The 16,874-nt window shown below is 62.3% G+C and carries 7 protein-coding genes; 5 read left to right on the top strand and 2 right to left on the bottom strand.

Annotated elements, in window-relative coordinates:
* Positions 1-95: 95 nt before the first annotated feature.
* Both ACX80Q_RS13815 and ACX80Q_RS13810 read right to left on the bottom strand, forming a co-directional pair.
* Positions 96-4,634 carry a discoidin domain-containing protein gene (locus ACX80Q_RS13815; protein ID WP_459331107.1) on the bottom strand — a complete coding sequence of 1,513 codons (4,539 nt, stop codon included), beginning with the start codon at positions 4,632-4,634 and terminating at the stop codon, positions 96-98.
* Between the two features lie 392 nt (positions 4,635-5,026).
* Complete coding sequence (locus ACX80Q_RS13810) at positions 5,027-7,645, bottom strand: exo-alpha-sialidase (protein WP_459331106.1); 2,619 nt, start codon at positions 7,643-7,645, stop codon at positions 5,027-5,029.
* Positions 7,646-7,994: 349 nt separating this feature from the next.
* Here ACX80Q_RS13810 and purS point away from each other — a divergent pair, with 349 nt between their 5' ends.
* The 5 genes from purS to ACX80Q_RS13785 all read left to right on the top strand — a co-directional run bounded on the left by purS (position 7,995) and on the right by ACX80Q_RS13785 (position 16,751).
* Positions 7,995-8,246, top strand: a complete 252-nt coding sequence (gene purS, locus ACX80Q_RS13805) for a phosphoribosylformylglycinamidine synthase subunit PurS (protein ID WP_103465358.1) — start codon at positions 7,995-7,997, stop codon at positions 8,244-8,246.
* 2 nt (positions 8,247-8,248) lie between these two features.
* Positions 8,249-9,001 (top strand): phosphoribosylformylglycinamidine synthase subunit PurQ, encoded by a 753-nt coding sequence (gene purQ / locus ACX80Q_RS13800; protein ID WP_459331105.1) that lies wholly within the window; start codon positions 8,249-8,251, stop codon positions 8,999-9,001.
* Positions 9,002-11,323: a phosphoribosylformylglycinamidine synthase subunit PurL gene (gene purL, locus ACX80Q_RS13795; protein WP_459331104.1), complete on the top strand. Its 2,322-nt coding sequence runs from the start codon at positions 9,002-9,004 to the stop codon at positions 11,321-11,323.
* Between the two features lie 221 nt (positions 11,324-11,544).
* Positions 11,545-13,995, top strand: a complete 2,451-nt coding sequence (locus tag ACX80Q_RS13790) for a putative Ig domain-containing protein (protein ID WP_459331103.1) — start codon at positions 11,545-11,547, stop codon at positions 13,993-13,995.
* Between the two features lie 254 nt (positions 13,996-14,249).
* Complete coding sequence (locus ACX80Q_RS13785) at positions 14,250-16,751, top strand: beta strand repeat-containing protein (protein WP_459331102.1); 2,502 nt, start codon at positions 14,250-14,252, stop codon at positions 16,749-16,751.
* Positions 16,752-16,874: the final 123 nt, after the last annotated feature.

Here is a 16,874-nt window from a genome sequence, read left to right as displayed (position 1 = left end):
CAGTCGACTTGCATGCTGGCGTCATTGCACTTAAACCCGATGGGGTGGGCCCCGGAAGCGATCTTCCGGAACCCACCCCATCGGGTTGGCCAGCCTTAGTGGTTGGCTGCCCTGCGTCGGGTGGCCCCGAACAGAACCAATCCGCCCAGAACAAGGGCCACGGCGAGCCCGCCAAGAAGGGTGCCATTGGCACCCGTGTTGGCCAGGCCGACTGCTGCGGCGGCCGTGGTTGAAGCAGCGGCGGAGCTTGTTGCATCGCCGCCGGCAGTTGCAGTGCTGCCAGACACCTTCACAGCGATGCTGACTTCAACAGCCTCGCCGTCGGTGCCCGTTCCCGCGATGACCACGGTGTGCGCACCGGCAGGAACATTCGCCGGCAGCTTGACGGTCAGCGAAACGGTTCCGTCGGCACGCACCACAGCCGACCCCAGAATCACAGGATCCGAGTGCAGCGTGAACGTCGCCGTGGTACCCGGCTTGAAGTTCTTACCCGTCACCGTCAGCTCGCCACCGGCAGTGACCGTGCCAGCGCCCAAGGATCCGGAGGGCTCCTCAGTGGCCGGAGCAGTCGTCGCAGGCGTCGTGGCAGTCGGTGTCGCAGACGGTGCGGCCGATGCGGTGGCCGACGGTGTCGCCGAAGGCGTCGCGGACGGGCTCGCCGTCGGGGTAGCGGACGGCGTCGCCGAAGGAGTTGCCGAGGGGGTCGCCGTCGGGGTAGCGGACGGCGTCGCCGAAGGAGTTGCCGAGGGGGTCGCCGAAGGCGTCGCCGACGGGCTGGCAGAAGGAGTTGCCGAGGGGGTCGGTTCCGGAGCCAGCGTCAAAGCAAACGCAACACCGGTACCGGTCTTGGCAACATCCTTGACACCGTTCTTAGCAGCACCGGCAACAGAAACAGCAGCAACAGCCTTTGCAGTCACATCAGCAGCTGTCACCGTGTGCTTCAGCGTGCCAACAGTGCTGGCACCAACAGCCAAATCAGCCGCGGCACCCATGGTGCCTGACAGGGAAACACCCGTCAAGGCAACATTGCCATCATTCCTGGCAGTCACAGCAAAGCTCACCACATCACCAACGCTGGCGAAACCACTGGCATCCTTGTCCTCAAGAACACCCCCAGCAACACTCACAGCAACAGACGGCGTACGAACCAAGACATCCACTTCGCCACCGGTGATGGTGTAATTTACGGTTTCCGAGCCGGTTGCTTCAACGCTCCACTTGGTCACAGGGACAAAGTAGCCGTTGGCAACATCAGCGGACGTCACAACGCGCTTGGCCGTAGTGCAGGTGTAGCCACCCAGTGCCGGAACGTTGCGGTAGCGGCAGTTGGGCGTTCCGTCGATGTTGAAGCCGGCAAATTCACCGGCAGTCGGGAAGACGGTGGAGACGGCATTGGAGGTGCTCTTGACAACAAAGTTGTAGGGCAATTCCTGACCAACCGTGTACGGGTTTGCAGCCAGGTCGCGCGCTGCATCATTGCGCGCACCTGCAATGGTGGCACCAAGAACCGGCGCGGGAGCGGTCACAACAAGGGCTGCAGTGGCGCTCTGCGCACCGGCCGATGCCGTAAGCGTGTAGCTCTTAGCAGCCGTTCCGGCAGGAACGGTGACTGTCTTCGTGGCATTTCCGGAGGCATCGGTTGTTGCGCTACCCAAGGAAATACCGCCGTCGAGAGTCAATGAGACAGCAGTGGTTGCCGCGAAGCCGCCAACAGTGACGCTGACGTCCTTGCCTGCCTCAACCGAGCCGGGCGAGGCAGAAACAGTTGCCGTCCCAGCCGCAACGGGAAGGCCCCCAATGTTGACTTCGGCGCCGCCGCCAAAGGCGTTGTTGGCGATACCGTTCAAGCCAACGAGCTTGACGTAGCGGCCGGCCTTGTTGCCAGCGATGGCTATGCGCTGGGGATCGGTTGAGGCAGTGAAGGCACCGTTTCCGACCTTCGTCCCGAACTCCGTGGGGCTGTCCGAAACGAAGATCTCGTAGTCCTTCATCTTGCCATTCGCACCGTTCTGGCGCTGGGTGTACTCGAAGCCGGTGACGTTGAAGCGCGAGCCCAGGTCGAACACCACGGAGAAGGGGTAAACGCCGGCGGTGCCGGACCACTTGCTGTGCCAGAAGCTGTTGTAATCCCCATCAAGCAGTGCTGCCGCGGGGCCGCTCGGGGCAGCCTCGCCCGTCAGCTCCTCGGAGGACACTGATTCAATGCTGAGATCATCCTGCGGGATCAGGTTCGCCATGGGCGGCGTGGCGCCGCACAGCGCGTCCGAGCAGGCCGCCACAGGTGCCGCCGAAACCGAGACGCCAGCGAACTTGGAGCCATTCTTGGCGGTGACGCTCAAGCCCGAGACCACCTTGTTTGCGGCAACATCTGCGGCGGTCAGGGTGTAGACGGAGGTTAGGGTCTTAATCTCACTCGCGGCCAGCTCAAAGGCGGGCTGCCCGGCAACCGTGACGCCCGTGAGCCTGACATTGCCGGTGTTGGTGACAACTGAGGTGTAGCTGACGGTGTCGCCCACAGTGGCGAAGCCGCTGGAATCAACATCCACCAGGGTTGCGCCCGTGTGGGTGGCGGTCAAGGAAGGCTGCCGGACCAGCAGGTCAACCTCGGCTCCTGTGACGGAAACGCTCTTGGTGAGCGCTCCGGCGGTCAATCGCCACGTGGTCTGGGGAACAAAGAATCCGTCAGCCAGGTCGGCTGCCGTGACCTTGTGGAGCGGGGAGTTGCACGGGTAGACAACACCCACATTGAAGGTGCCGAAGCCGCAGTTGCCGGTATCAGCAATTCCACCTTCGGATACGCGGCGCAGCGGATGGAAGTTGCCCGCGGTGGGGCGGTTTTCAACTGTGACGTTGCTGAGGTTCTCAACCCGGAAGCTGTAGGGAACCTGCTCGTCCAGGGCGTAGGGGGTAACGGTCACATCGCGGATGGGCGCCCTCAGGGAGCCCTGGACATCGACGCCCAGAATGTTCTCCGTGGCACCGCCGGTGATGGTGACGGGCACGGTGGCCGTGGCCTTCTGCGCACCACGGGCCACGTAGGCGCTCAGGCTGGCGGAACCAGCCTTGGCCGAGGCGGGGATCGCGACAGGAACGTTGACTACCACGGATGCACCCGCGGCTACATCGGGGACAACAACGGTGCCCAGGGTCCAGCCGGGCTTTGCCGCGAACGACGCCGTTGCACCAGACAATGCTGTGGTTCCGTTGTTGGTTACAGTCAATGCGGCATTGACTGTTGCACCGTTGGCGCCTGAAACAGCCGCCCCTGTCAGTGCCGCCGTCATGGTGCCGATGCAGTCGACACCCAGCCAGTCGGCGTCGAACTTGCCAAAGGTGATTGCGTTGCTGTTGCCCTCGTAGAGCAGGCCGAACTTGCCGTCGCTGAGCGCAGTCACCGTGGAGTAGGCCATGTAGCCGTCCTTGAACTGCTTGCCTGCGCTCCAGGTGGCTCCGTCATCGCAGGAGTAGCGGATGGTGCCGTTGGTCCGGGAGGTGGCGTTCGCATTGGAGAACAGCAGAATCTTTGCTTCGGCCGAACCCTGGACTGCGTCCGGGTACATGCGCGCAATGGAGGCGTTGTTCACAGGATCGCGCAGATCGGTGTTGATGGTGACCGGACCGTATGTGGCACCGCCATCCTTGGAAATCGCCACCTTGCGGCCGCCGTTGCCGCCGCTGCTGGCGCGGGAGTTCATCATGACGTCGCCGTTGGAGAGTTCAACAGTCTTGTTCTCATCCATTCCGGTGCCAACGAACGCACCGCGCGTCCACGTCTTGCCATGGTCATCGGAGTAGACGCTATATGACTGCATGTCCGTGCCGCCGGAGGGCTGCTTGACCTTGCCCGTGAACTGCTGGATCAGGCGGCCTTTGTTGGGGCCGTACTTGAGCTGGATGCCCTCGCCGGATGCGGCAAACAGGCCGGCCACGCCGCCAATGTTGGTGGCGTCACCGAGGGGCTTGGCCACGTCGGAGATCAGGGGGCCGTCGAACTCGGCGTATTTGGAGCCTGCGGCATAGTTGGCAGCCACGGGCAGGGCGGGCATGTTGCCCGGATCCATGGACCAGGTCAAACCCTTGTCAGTGGAAACAGCCACCGCGGCGCTGACCATCTGGCGGTCGGCGTCGTTGTTGGCAAAGTTGCTGCCATGGAAGCCCTGGTCCTTTGAGTAGACAAAGAAGGCGAAGACGTTGCCGGTGACCTTGTCAACAATGTAGCTGGGGTCACTGAAGCCGTACTGCAGCACACCGCGACTGCCCACCTGCCCGCGGGCAATGAACGTCGGGGCACCCCAAGTCACGCCGCCGTCAATGCTTCGGCGCTGAACGATGGAGTTCGGGGATGGTGAGTCGCCGCCGTCGGGCCGGCCGTCATAGGATGCCAGGACAACGCCGCCACCCAAATCTGCCAGGGCGGGAATGCGGTACCAAGCCTGGTTCGGCACGGTGGCCTTGTCGCCTGGCGTGGCCAGGGCCTGCTCAGTGTAGGTGCCAACTGCTGCGGCGGCTTGCGGGGCGGTTGCCAGCGCGAAGGCTGGGCCCATCACGGAAGCAAACAAGCCCGCGGCCAACACCCCCGCGGTAGCGGCCTTGTGCCCGCGCGCGAAGCGGAGCACCGTATCGGTGGATTTCATCGATTCCTCTCAAGTGGCCAGCGTTGGCCATCAAAAAATGCATGCACTCCATCAACATCCGCCGGCTCCCCAGGACCTCGGACATAGGATGACCCACCACACACTACCGTGTTATGCATCACAAATGTGAGATGTGTCGCACAATTTCGTCAGTATTACCGAGGGAGCCCGCGCTGAGCCACTTTTGACCCCCGACCCGACGGTCAGTATGCAGATAACGCCCTCTCACGGCGCCGAGAGGGCGTTATCTGCATAGTCACGTTGGTAGCGGCCGCGCCAGCCCATGCCGCAGAGAAATAACGAGCATCCACTTGCAACGAAGAAGGGGGGCACCCGCCCCTGGCGGGTGCGCCCCTCAACTAACCATTTGGAAATGCCTTGGCTGGGCGCGCCTAGTGGCGCGTGCGCCGTGACATGCGGAACACCAGGAATGCGCCAAAGGCCAGCAGCAATCCTCCGGCCATGCCGAACGGAAGGGCGCCGAAGCCCGTGTTGGCCAGGGGATTCTTCGCCGTTGCGTCCGTGCTTCCGGAATCCTTGTCCCCAGCGGGCATGGCCGACGGCGTTGCGGACTCAGACGGTGTGGCGGACTCTGTGGGCTTGGCCGACTCGGAAACACCAGGCTTTACGTTGAGCACCAGTGCGGCTCCTCCGGCATCCGCGGATACTGCGCGGGCGCCGTTGGCGGCAGCCACCTTGACGCTGACAGCCGACAATTTGCCGGCTGCAACATCGGCGTCCGTCACGACACGCTCAAAGGTGCCTTCAATGCTTTCGCCCACGGCCAACTCAGCGCCTTCTCCCTCGGCAGCACCCTGAACAGTTGCCAGGCCGGAGATATCCGTCAAGCGGACGTTGCCATTATTCGTGGCGGCGACGTCGTAGCTGACCACGTCACCGGCGCTGGCAAAGCCGTCGCCGTCAACATCGTGCACCTGACCCGCACCCACAGTGACAGCCAATGAGGGCTTGCGCAGCAACACATCAACTTCGTCACCCGCAATGGTGTAGTTCTTCGTCGCTGCGCCGGAGCCTGTGACTTCCCACGTGGTCAGCGGAACAAAGAAGCCATCGGCAATTTCCGCCTCACTGACAGCGTGCTTCGGAGTGCTGCAGGTGTAGCTGGCTCCAACATTCAGCACACCAAAGCGGCAGTTGCCCGCTCCTTCGGGCACGAACGGGGAGAAGTTGCCCGTGAGCGGCAGTGACTTGGCGGTGACGTTGCTGAGGCTGGTCACAACAAACTGGTACGGAAGCAGATCGCCTGCCGTGTAGGGGGTGGTGGCCAGGTCACGTGACTTGTCCGTGCGGGAGCCAACGATGTCCAGGCCGACTACGTTGGATGTGGAGCCGCCGGTAACGGTGACGGGCACAACCGCGGAAAGCGTGCTCTGGCCGTACTTGATGGTGGCCGCAATGCTTGCGGAGCCAGCCTTCAGGTAGTCGGGAATGGTCACAGGCACCGAAACAGTGGCGGTGGCACCCGGCTTGACGTCGGGGAGCGGCGTGGAGCCAAAGGCCCAACCCGGCACGGGCGCAAAGGATCCCTTGGCCCCGGCAATGGTGTTCTTGCCGTCGTTGACAACAGTCATCTCAGCCTGGACCGTTGCGCCATTGGCGCCCGTAAGGGCTTTTGCCGTCATGGAAACGCCGCACTGGATGTCCAGCCATTCGGCGTTGAACTTGCCGAATGTCATGGTGTTGTTGTCGCCCTCGTAGAACACACCAAAGGTGCCGTCGCCCAACGGGGTGAGCGTCGAGTAGCTCATGGTGCCGGACTTGAACTGCTTGCCAGAGCTCCAGGTGGCGCCGTCGTTGCAGGAGTAGCGAACGGTTCCGTTGGAACGCGAGGTGGCGTTGGCGTTGGAGAACAACAGCATCTTGGCCTCATCGGAGCCCTGCGCTGCGGACGGGAACATGCGGATGATGGAGGCGTTGTTGACCGGGTCACGCAAAGAGCTGTCGATCGTGACGGCACCGTAGGTCTCACCGCCATCCTTGGAGATGGCAATCTTGCGCCCGCCGTTGCCGCCACTGCTGGCGCGGGAGTTCATCATGACGTCGCCGTTGGAGAGTTCAACAGTCTTGTTCTCATCCATGCCGGTGCCCACAAAAGCGCCGCGCTCCCAGGTCTTGCCGTGATCATCGGAGAACACACTGTACGCCTGGTACGGGGTGGAACCATCAGCAAGCTTGACCTTGCCGGTGAACTGCTGAATGAGCCGCCCCTTGTTGGGTCCGTACTTGAGCTGGATGCCCTGACCGGATGCGGCAAAGACGCCCGCAACTCCGCCAACGTTGTTCTGTGCACCCACCGTGGTGCCCACGGGCTTGACGACGTCGGTAATCAACGGACCGTCAAACCCGGCAAATGCAGAGCCGGCCGTGTAGTTCGCGGGAGGAAGCACAGGCATGTTGGCGGGGTCCATGGACCAACTCAGGCCCTTGTCCTTGGAAACTGCGACGGCGGCACTGGTGATGTTGCGGTCGGCGTCGTTGTTGCCGTATCCGCCGCCCTGGAAGCTGACGTCCTTGGAGTAGACAAAGAAATTGAAGACATCGCCGGTGATCTCATCCACCACAAAGCTGGGGTCGCTGAAACCGTAGCGGGCAACGCCTGTGGCCGGCATCTGGCCGCGGGCCACGTAGGTGGGTGCGCCCCAGGTCTTGCCGTTGTCGGTGCTGCGGCGCTGGATGATGGAGTTCGGCTCCGGCGAGTCACCACCGAAGGGTCGGCCATCATAGGAGGCCAGCACAATGCCGTTGCCCAGGTGGGCCAGGGCGGGGATGCGGTAGTTGGCACCCAAGACCGGGTCAATGGCGTTGTCGCCTTTTTTGGCCAAAACCTGCTCAACATAGCTGGGCGCCTCAACAGCCGCCGGTGCTGGCAAGTTTTGGGGAGCGGCATCTGCCGGGGCGATCATGCTGGTCAAAAGACCTGCAGTCAGTGTTCCCGCGGCTGCAACGGCGCGGGCCTTCTTCCATCGGCGTGGAAAGTCGGTGGATTTCATGTGGTCCTTTCGGCGGCCTTCGTGGGCCGCGTGGCGGTCGCCATTTCATAACATGGACCACGCCTGACTGTGATTCATCAGACATGGAACGTCCCACAACCGTAGCGTGCCCCCAGTCACAAAACGACTTTGCTTAAGGCGTTACCCGTGGGTAGGATCAAAAACCCCGCGCACCCGAATGCGAGCTGCACCACGCAAATTCAGGAGTTCGCAAACACTTGCGTAGAATGGAGAGGCAAGCTCGCGGAGCGCTTCGACTCACCGGTTTTCAGGTCTTGACCTCCTGACCCAAAAGACGGCGTAAGACGGCAATCCGTGGCCACCCCTTTTTCACATCAGGAGTCCCCGGATGCCCCGGATCGTTGTCGATGTCATGCTCAAACCCGAAATCCTTGACCCGCAGGGAAAGGCCATTGTTGGCGCTCTTCCCCGCTTGGGCTTCACAGCGTTCTCCGCTGTGCGCCAGGGCAAGCGCTTTGAACTTTTTGTTGATGGCGAGGTGACCGAGGAAATCCTGGCGCAGGCCCGCAATGCAGCGGAAACCATGCTTTCCAACCCGGTCATCGAAGACGTAGTCAATGTTGAAGTAGTGGCGGACTAGTCATGACTGAAACCCCCTTGATTGGCGGGGCAACCTTTGCCCCCGTCGATTCCCGTTTGGCGGGAGCACGCATTGGCGTTGTCACGTTCCCCGGAACCCTTGACGATCGCGACGCCGCCCGCGCCGTGCGCGCCTCTGGCGCCACCCCCGTTTCGCTGTGGCATGCCGACACCACCCTTGGCGACGTTGATGCTGTTGTCATCCCCGGCGGATTCTCCTACGGGGATTACCTGCGGGCAGGTGCCATCGCACGCTTTGCCCCGTTGATGGGCCAGATCGTTGACGCAGCGAACTCCGACGCCAAGTTGCCTGTTTTGGGTATTTGCAACGGTTTCCAGATCCTCACCGAGGCGCACCTGTTGCCCGGCTCGATGATCAAGAACGATCACCTGAAGTTCCTGTGCCGCGACCAGGTGCTGCGCGTGGAGAACAACTCCACCGCATGGACCAACGCCTACGCAGCAGGCACCGAAATTACCATCCCGTTGAAAAACCAGGATGGCCAGTACATTGCGGACGAGAAGACCCTTGACGCCCTTGAGGCTGAGGGCCGGGTGGCTTTCCGCTACGTTGGCGGCAACCCGAACGGTTCACGCCGCGACATCGCCGGCATCTCCAACGCCGCAGGCAACGTGGTGGGCCTCATGCCGCACCCGGAGCACGCCATCGAAAACGGTTACGGCCCCGGCCACACCGGCACCGACGGATTGGGATTCTTCACCTCTGTCCTGAACACGCTTCTGGGAGGCAAATAAATGTCTGAGACCTCGACCACCGAGTCAGCCAAGAAGTTCAATATCGACACCGTTGCCAACGCTGCCGTGACCCCCGACGTCGAACTGCCGTGGGCCGAGCTGGGCCTGAAGCAAAACGAGTTCGACGACGTCGTGAAGGTCCTGGGCCGCCGCCCCACCGGCGCCGAGCTGGCCATGTACTCCGTCATGTGGAGCGAGCACTGCTCCTACAAGTCCTCCAAGAACCACCTGCGCCAGTTTGGCGAAAAGGTCACCGAGGAAATGAAGAAGGACATGCTGGTGGGCATCGGCGAAAACGCCGGCGTCACCAACTTGGGCGACGGCTGGGCCGTGACGTTCAAGATCGAGTCCCACAATTCGCCGTCGTTCGTTGAGCCCTACCAGGGTGCAGCAACAGGCATTGGCGGCATCGTCCGCGACATCATCTCCATGGGCGCACGCCCGGTGGCCGTGATGGATCCGCTGCGTTTCGGCGCCATCGACCACCCGGACACCGCCCGCGTCATGCACGGTGCTGTTGCCGGCATCGGCGGCTACGGCAACTCGCTGGGTCTGCCGAACATTGGCGGCGAAATGGTGTTCGACGCCGTTTACCAGGGCAACCCGCTGGTCAACGCGCTGGCTGTTGGCGTCATGCGCCACGAGGACATCCGCCTGGCCAACGCCTCCGGCAAGGGCAACAAGGTTGTCCTGTTCGGTGCGCGCACCGGCGGCGACGGCATTGGCGGCGCCTCGGTGCTGGCTTCGGAGTCCTTCGATGACACCAAGCCGTCCAAGCGCCCCGCCGTCCAGGTGGGCGATCCTTTCGCGGAGAAGATCCTGATCGAGTGCTGCCTGGAACTGTTCAAGGGTTCACTGGTTGAGGGCATCCAGGACCTTGGTGCCGCGGGTATTTCCTGCGCCACCTCCGAGTTGGCCTCCAACGGCGACGGCGGCATGGAAGTCGAACTGACCTCCGTTCTGCTGCGCGACCCCACCCTGACCCCGGGCGAAATCCTGATGTCAGAGTCGCAGGAACGCATGATGGCTGTTGTGACGCCGGAAAACATGGCCGCTTTTGAAGCCGTCATGGAAAAGTGGGCCGTGGAGTACTCATGGCTCGGCGAGGTCACCGGAACAGGCCGCTTGATCATCAAGTGGGAAGGCGAAGTCATTGTCGACGTCGACCCGCGCACCGTGGCACACGACGGCCCTGTCTACGACCGCCCATACGCCCGCCCGGAATGGCAGGACGCCCTGCAGGCAGACGCCTTCACCGGCTCCGTTCAGGATGCCGGCCGCCCGGCCACGGCTGATGAGTTGAAGGCAGCAGTGCTGGAACTCGTTGCGTCCCCGAACATGTGCTCAAAGGACTGGATCACCAACCAGTACGACCGCTACGTGGGCGGCAACACGGCTCAGGCCTTCCCCGACGACGCCGGCGTGATCCGCGTGGACGAGGAAACAGGCTTGGGTGTTGCCCTGGCCACCGACGCCAACGGCCGTTACACCTACCTGGACCCGTACCACGGCGCCCAGCTGGCACTCGCCGAGGCCTACCGCAACGTAGCCACCTCCGGCGCCGTGCCCATGGCCGTCAGTGACTGCCTGAACTTTGGCTCCCCCGAGGATCCGGATGTCATGTGGCAGCTGGCCGAAGCCATCCGCGGCCTGTCCGACGCCTGCATGGTGCTTGGCATCCCGGTCACCGGCGGCAACGTCTCGCTGTACAACCAGACGGGCACCACGCCCATCCACCCCTCCCCCGTTGTTGCGGTGTTGGGCAAGTTCGACGACGTCGCACGCCGCACGCCGTCGGGCTGGAAGGAAGACGGCCAGGCCATCTACCTGCTCGGCACCACGGCCGATGAGATGGATGGTTCCGAGTGGGCCAACATGCGCGGCCACCTGGGCGGTTTGCCGCCGAAGGTTGACCTGGCGCGCGAGCGCGAATTGGGCGAAATCCTGATCAACGCGTCCCGCGACGGCATGATCGACTCCGCCCACGACCTGTCCGAGGGCGGCCTTGCGGCCGGCCTGGTGGAGTCGGCACTGCGCTTCAACACCGGTGCCCGCGTGGCTCTGGATGAGGTTGCCCAGCGCGATGGCGTTGACACCTTCACCTTGCTGTTCTCCGAAACACAGGGCCGGGCCATCGTGTCCGTTCCCCGCAGCGAAGAAGTCCGCTTCAACGACATGTGCACGGCCCGGAACTTCCCGGTAGCCCGCATTGGTGTTGTTGACGCAGCCGGAGGCGCCTTGGACATCCAGGGCCTTTTCTCCACCCAGTTGGATGAACTGCGCACCGCACACGAGGGCACGTTGCCGAAGTACTTCGGCTAACGTTTCCGCAGCTCGCTTCTCGTGAGACCACCCAAAACCCCGGTCAACTCCTTCCGAGTTGGCCGGGGTTTTGTAGTGGGACATGTGTCACAATTGCCCCTCATTAGAACTAAAAGGGGCCCGATAGCGCAATATTCGCTGATCTGGCCGCAAGAGCGGAATGCGTCCCTTATTCTTATGAAGGCCCGCTGTGGGCTCACTTCCCACTGCCCAGGAGCCCCATGAGAACCCGTCGTTTGTCGCTGCCCCGATTGTCCGCGTTCGCGGTGGCGGGCGCCGTCCTGCTCGCAGCTCTCGTGCCGCTGCCGGCCCAGGCTGCCCCGTCTACGTATGAAGTAACCAAGAACATCCCCGTCGGGTCCCAACCAACGAGTGTGGCCCTTGATGCAACCAGGAACAGGGTTTACGTTGCCAACACCACCAGCAACACGGTGTCTGTCATCGACACTGTCACCGGAACGGTGGTGTCTTCTTTTTCTGCGATTCTGCCTCCCTCGGGTCAACCAGTTGCGATTGCAGTGAACTCAGTCACGAACAGGTTGTACCTGGCCAATCCGAACGGCAACACCGTAGTGGAGTTCAATGTGGCTAACGGTCTGGCGACTGGGTCCTTCCAGGTCGATTCTTTCCCGTACGCCATAGCAGTGAATGAGGCAACGAACAAGATCTACATCGCCAATACCGGTGGTTCGGTCTCGGTCATTGATGGGGTGACGCGCACGGTGGCAGTCCTCCCTACGGGCCCGGGCACCACTCCCAGCGGGGTTGCAGTGAATGAAGCCACAAACACCATCTACGCGGTTGACTACAGCAGCAGCAAGCTGTTTGAAATAGACGGCGTCACGAACGCGATCAAGGCCGGTGTGCCGGTTGGGACCACCCCGTTCGGGGTTGCCGTCAACGAGACCACGAACATGGTTTACACCACCAGCATCGGCCAAGACACAGTTACTGTGTTCGACGGCGCGAACCGCACAGTGGTTGGTTCGATCGCAGTGGGCCTGGACCCGTTCGGTGTCCAGGTGGATGAAGGCAGGAATACGGTCGTCGTCGCCAACATCACGGGCAACTCAATATCGGTGATCGATGGCGTCACCAAAACTGTGACCTCCACAGTGCCTTTGGGCTTCATGGCACGTTCGCTTGCCATGAATGCCGCAACCAACACTGTGTACTCCACCCGCAGCGACAATAAATTGACCGTACTAACGGCCATGTCCCCGCCAGCCATAACCGCTACCACCCTCGCTGGCGCCATAGTTGGCACCGCCTACTCCGCCACTGTTTCTGCAACTGGTACCGGACCCATCACCTTCGCCGTCACTGCAGGTGCACTGCCCAACGGGCTTTCACTGAACACCACCACGGGTATCATCTCGGGAACACCCACGGCGGCTGGCACAGCCAACTTCACGATTACTGCAACGAACGCCGCAGGAGGCACCGCCCAGGCCTTCACCATCACCTCCAGCCTGGCACCGACGATCACCACCACCTCCCTGGCCGGCGCAACGGTTGGCACCGGCTACTCGGCCACGGTTGCAGCAACGGGGACCACACCGATGACCTTCGCCGTCACTGCAGGCGCGCTGCCCGCAGGGCTTTCACTGAACACCACCACAGGCGCCATCGCCGGAACACCCACAGCAGCTGGTTCAGCCAACTTCACCATCACCGCAACGAACGTGGCTGGCAGCAACGCCAAAGCACTCAGCATCACCACCAGCCTGACACCGACCATCACCACCACCTCACTTGCAGGTGCAACGGTTGGCGCTGCCTACTCGGCCACGGTCACAGCAACGGGCACCGGACCCATCACCTTCGCCGTGACCGCTGGCACCCTGCCTACCGGGCTGACACTGAACACCACCACCGGTGCCATCGCCGGAACACCTACAGCAGCTGGCACGGCCGAGTTCACGATCACCGCAACGAACGTGGCAGGCAGCAACGCCAAAGAGCTCACCCTCGTGACGAGCCTGACACCGACCATCACTACCACCTCACTTGAGGGTGCAACGGTTGGCGCTGCCTACTCGGCAACCATCGAGGCAACGGGCACAGCACAGCTGACCTTCACTGTCTCCGCAGGTGAGCTACCTGCAGGGCTGGCCCTGGATGCTGCCACAGGTGCCATCACGGGCACGCCTACCTCGGCTGGCTCTGCCGAGTTCACGATCACCGCAACGAACGTGGCAGGCAGCAACGCCAAGGAATTCACCATCACCACAAGCCTGACACCTGCCATCTCCACGGAATCACTCGCTGGCGCCACAGTCGGCAAGGCATACTCCGCCACCGTTGAAGCAGCGGGCACCGGCCCCATCGCCTTCGCCGTAACCACGGGTGAACTACCTGCAGGGCTGGCCCTGGATGCTGCCACAGGTGCCATCACGGGCACGCCTACAGCAGCTGGCACGGCCGAGTTCACGATCACCGCAACGAACGTGGCAGGCAGCAACGCCAAAGAGCTCACCATCACCACAAGTCTGGCCCCTGTGGTCACCACCAGCCCGACACCGGTGGCCACCGTCAAGCCCTCCCCGGAAGCGCCGCTGGCCAATACTGGAATTGACGCCCTGCCGTGGCTGGCTGGATCAAGCATCGTCTTGCTGGCAGGAACCATACTCATCCTGATGACGAGCGCCCGCCGACGCCGCTCAGCATAGAAGAAGCGGCGCACTCCGGACAGCACGGAGGACGTTGCTCGACCTAGGCCCACGCACCCCCTCCCAAAACCCCGGCCAACTCGTTCCGAGTTGGCCGGGGTTTTGTAGTGGACCGCGTGTCACATTCGCGTTACAGGAGAGCAAAAGTAGGCGGAGTGGCGCAATGTTCGTCCGATCCGGCCACTCCGACGTCATCCTTACACTAGTCTTATGAAGGCCCGCTGTGGGCTCACTTCCCACTGCCCAGGAGCCCCATGAGAACCCGTCGTTTGTCGCTGCCCCGATTGTCCGCGTTCGCGGTGGCGGGCGCCGTCCTGCTCGCAGCCCTCGTGCCGCTGCCGGCCCAGGCTGCCCCGAATGCTTACTATGCCAGCGCAGCCATCGCCGTTGGCAACCGGGCGACGGACGTCGCCTTCAACGCAACGACCAACATGATCTATGTTGCCAACACCGGAGACAACACGGTATCGGCGATCAACGCGACTACCGGAGTGGTCACCAGCACGTTTTCTTCTGGCCTTTTGCCAAACCCCCCTCAGCCAAGCTCCATTGCAGTGCATGAAGGCTCTAACGCGGTCTACGTCGCCAACTCTGATTCCATTCTCGCCACCCCGGGCTTCAGCAGTGTGTCGAAAATCGACATCGCAACAGGGACATTGACGCACATCCCCGTTGGCCTTTACCCCTACGCCATGGCCGTGAATGAGACCACGGATAAGATCTATGTGGCCAACCTGAGCCATTCCGTGTCGGAGATCGATGTCGCAACGGGTACGGTTGCCACTTTCAATGTCGGTATCTCGACGTCGCAGCCCACCGCGATCGCGGTGAACGAGACAACGAACACCATTTATGCGGTGGACTACATTGGCAGCCAGTTGTTCGAAATCGACGGCCTGACGCGCGCGGTGAAACCCGGCGTCACCGTGGCAACCAATCCCTTCGGAGTTGCAGTCAATGAGACCACCAACACCGTGTACGCCACTGGCTTGGGCAACAACGCGCTGACGGTCTTCAATGGCACCACCCGAGCAATCACCACGACCATCCCTTTGGGCTCGCAGCCATTTGAACTTCAGGTGGACGAGGGCAGGAACATTGTCTTTGTCGCGAGAGCAGCCAACAACTTCGTGGCGGTGATCGACGGCGCCACGAATACAGTGGCAAGCGCCGTCAACGTGGGTGCGACTACTCGTGCCATTGCATTGAACACCGCCACCAACACCGTCTACGCCACCCGGGCCGACAACAAACTGTCAGTCATTTCGCCCATGGTGGCACCAGTCATCACCACCACCTCCCTTACTGGTGCAACGGTTGGTACTGCCTACTCGGCCACGGTCACAGCAACGGGCACCGCACCCATCACCTTCGCCGTCACTGCAGGCGCACTGCCGGCAGGGCTTTCACTGAACACCACCACAGGCGCCATCTCGGGAACACCCGGCGCAGCCGGTTCAGCCAACTTCACCATCACCGCAACGAACGCGGCTGGCAACAACGCCCAGGCATTCACGATCACCACCAGCTTGGCACCGACCATCACCACCACCTCCCTTGCAGGTGCAACGGTTGGAGTTGCCTACTCAGCAGCCATCAAGACAACGGGTACGGGACCGATCACTTTCACGGTCTCCGCAGGTGAGCTGCCCGCAGGGCTTTCACTGAACACCACCACAGGCGCCATCTCGGGAACACCCACCGCAGCTGGTTCTGCCAACTTCACCATCACCGCAACGAACGCGGCAGGCAACAACGCCAAGGAATTCACTATCACCACCAGTCTGGCACCGACCATCACCACCACCACACTGCCCAACCCCACGGTCGGAACGGCCTACTCCCAGACAATAGCGGCCACAGGTACCGGGCCGATCACCTTCACCGTGACGGCGGGCGCCTTGCCCACCGGCTTGACCCTGAACACCGCAACGGGTGTTATCTCGGGAACAACTACCTCATCCGCCCCGGGGACGTTCACCATCACGGCTACCAACGTGGCCGGTAGCGAAAGCCAGGAATTCACGCTTAGCCCCATCGTTGATGCGCCGTCCATCACTACCTCAACACTCCCGGCAGGTCAGGTGGGCCAGGCGTATTCTGCAACCATCACCGCTGTCGGCAGCGGGCCCATCACCTTCTCCATTAGCTCCGGGAATCTACCCGAGGGTCTCACCCTGAACCCGAGCACTGGAGACATCACGGGGACTCCTTCCTCTGGCGCTGAGGCCACCTTCACCGTTACGGCCGCAAACATCGCACTTTCCAGTGGGAAAACACTGAGCATCACCATCACCGAAGCGTCGGCCATCACCACGGAATCACTCGATGGCGCAACGGTCGGCAAGGCCTACTCGGCCGCGGTTGAGGCCACGGGCACCACACCGATGACGTTCGCCGTCTCCGCAGGCGAACTGCCCGCGGGACTTTCGCTCGATTCCGCCACGGGTGCCATCACGGGAACACCCACCACCGCAGGATCCGCCGAGTTCACCATCACCGCAACAAACGTGGCAGGCAGCAACGCCAAGGAATTCACGATCGTCACGAGCCTGACGCCTGCAGCCACCACCAAACCGACACCGGACTCCACTAAAAGCCCGACACCGGCCGTCACCACCGAAGCATCCCTGACAGCACCGCTGGCCAAGACTGGAACTGACACCCTGCCCTGGCTTGCCGGATCAGCCATCGTCTTGCTGGCAGGAGCCATGCTCGTCCTGCTGACAACCTCCCGCCGACGCCGCTCGGCCTAAAGGAACCACCCGCCAACACCGCTCCTGAGCGGGCAGTCTTTTGAATTGCCTGGGCTCGTCGAGAGCAATAGGAAACCCCCGTCATCTCACCGGAGATGACGGGGGTTCCGTGTTCCAGATAGT

It is taken from the genome of Arthrobacter sp. HLT1-20 (assembly GCF_054510895.1).
Note: the sequence above shows the minus strand (reverse complement) of the source record. Positions and strands in the feature narration are given on the sequence as shown.

Bases quoted from the DNA above. Each gene is read 5' to 3' on its own strand.
- purS (WP_103465358.1), top strand. From the start codon at position 7,995: ATGCCCCGGATCGTTGTCGATGTCATGCTCAAACCCGAAATCCTTGAC.
- ACX80Q_RS13815 (WP_459331107.1), bottom strand. From the start codon at position 4,634: ATGAAATCCACCGATACGGTGCTCCGCTTCGCGCGCGGGCACAAGGCC.
- ACX80Q_RS13810 (WP_459331106.1), bottom strand. From the start codon at position 7,645: ATGAAATCCACCGACTTTCCACGCCGATGGAAGAAGGCCCGCGCCGTT.
- purL (WP_459331104.1), top strand. From the start codon at position 9,002: ATGTCTGAGACCTCGACCACCGAGTCAGCCAAGAAGTTCAATATCGAC.
- ACX80Q_RS13790 (WP_459331103.1), top strand. From the start codon at position 11,545: ATGAGAACCCGTCGTTTGTCGCTGCCCCGATTGTCCGCGTTCGCGGTG.
- purQ (WP_459331105.1), top strand. From the start codon at position 8,249: ATGACTGAAACCCCCTTGATTGGCGGGGCAACCTTTGCCCCCGTCGAT.
- ACX80Q_RS13785 (WP_459331102.1), top strand. From the start codon at position 14,250: ATGAGAACCCGTCGTTTGTCGCTGCCCCGATTGTCCGCGTTCGCGGTG.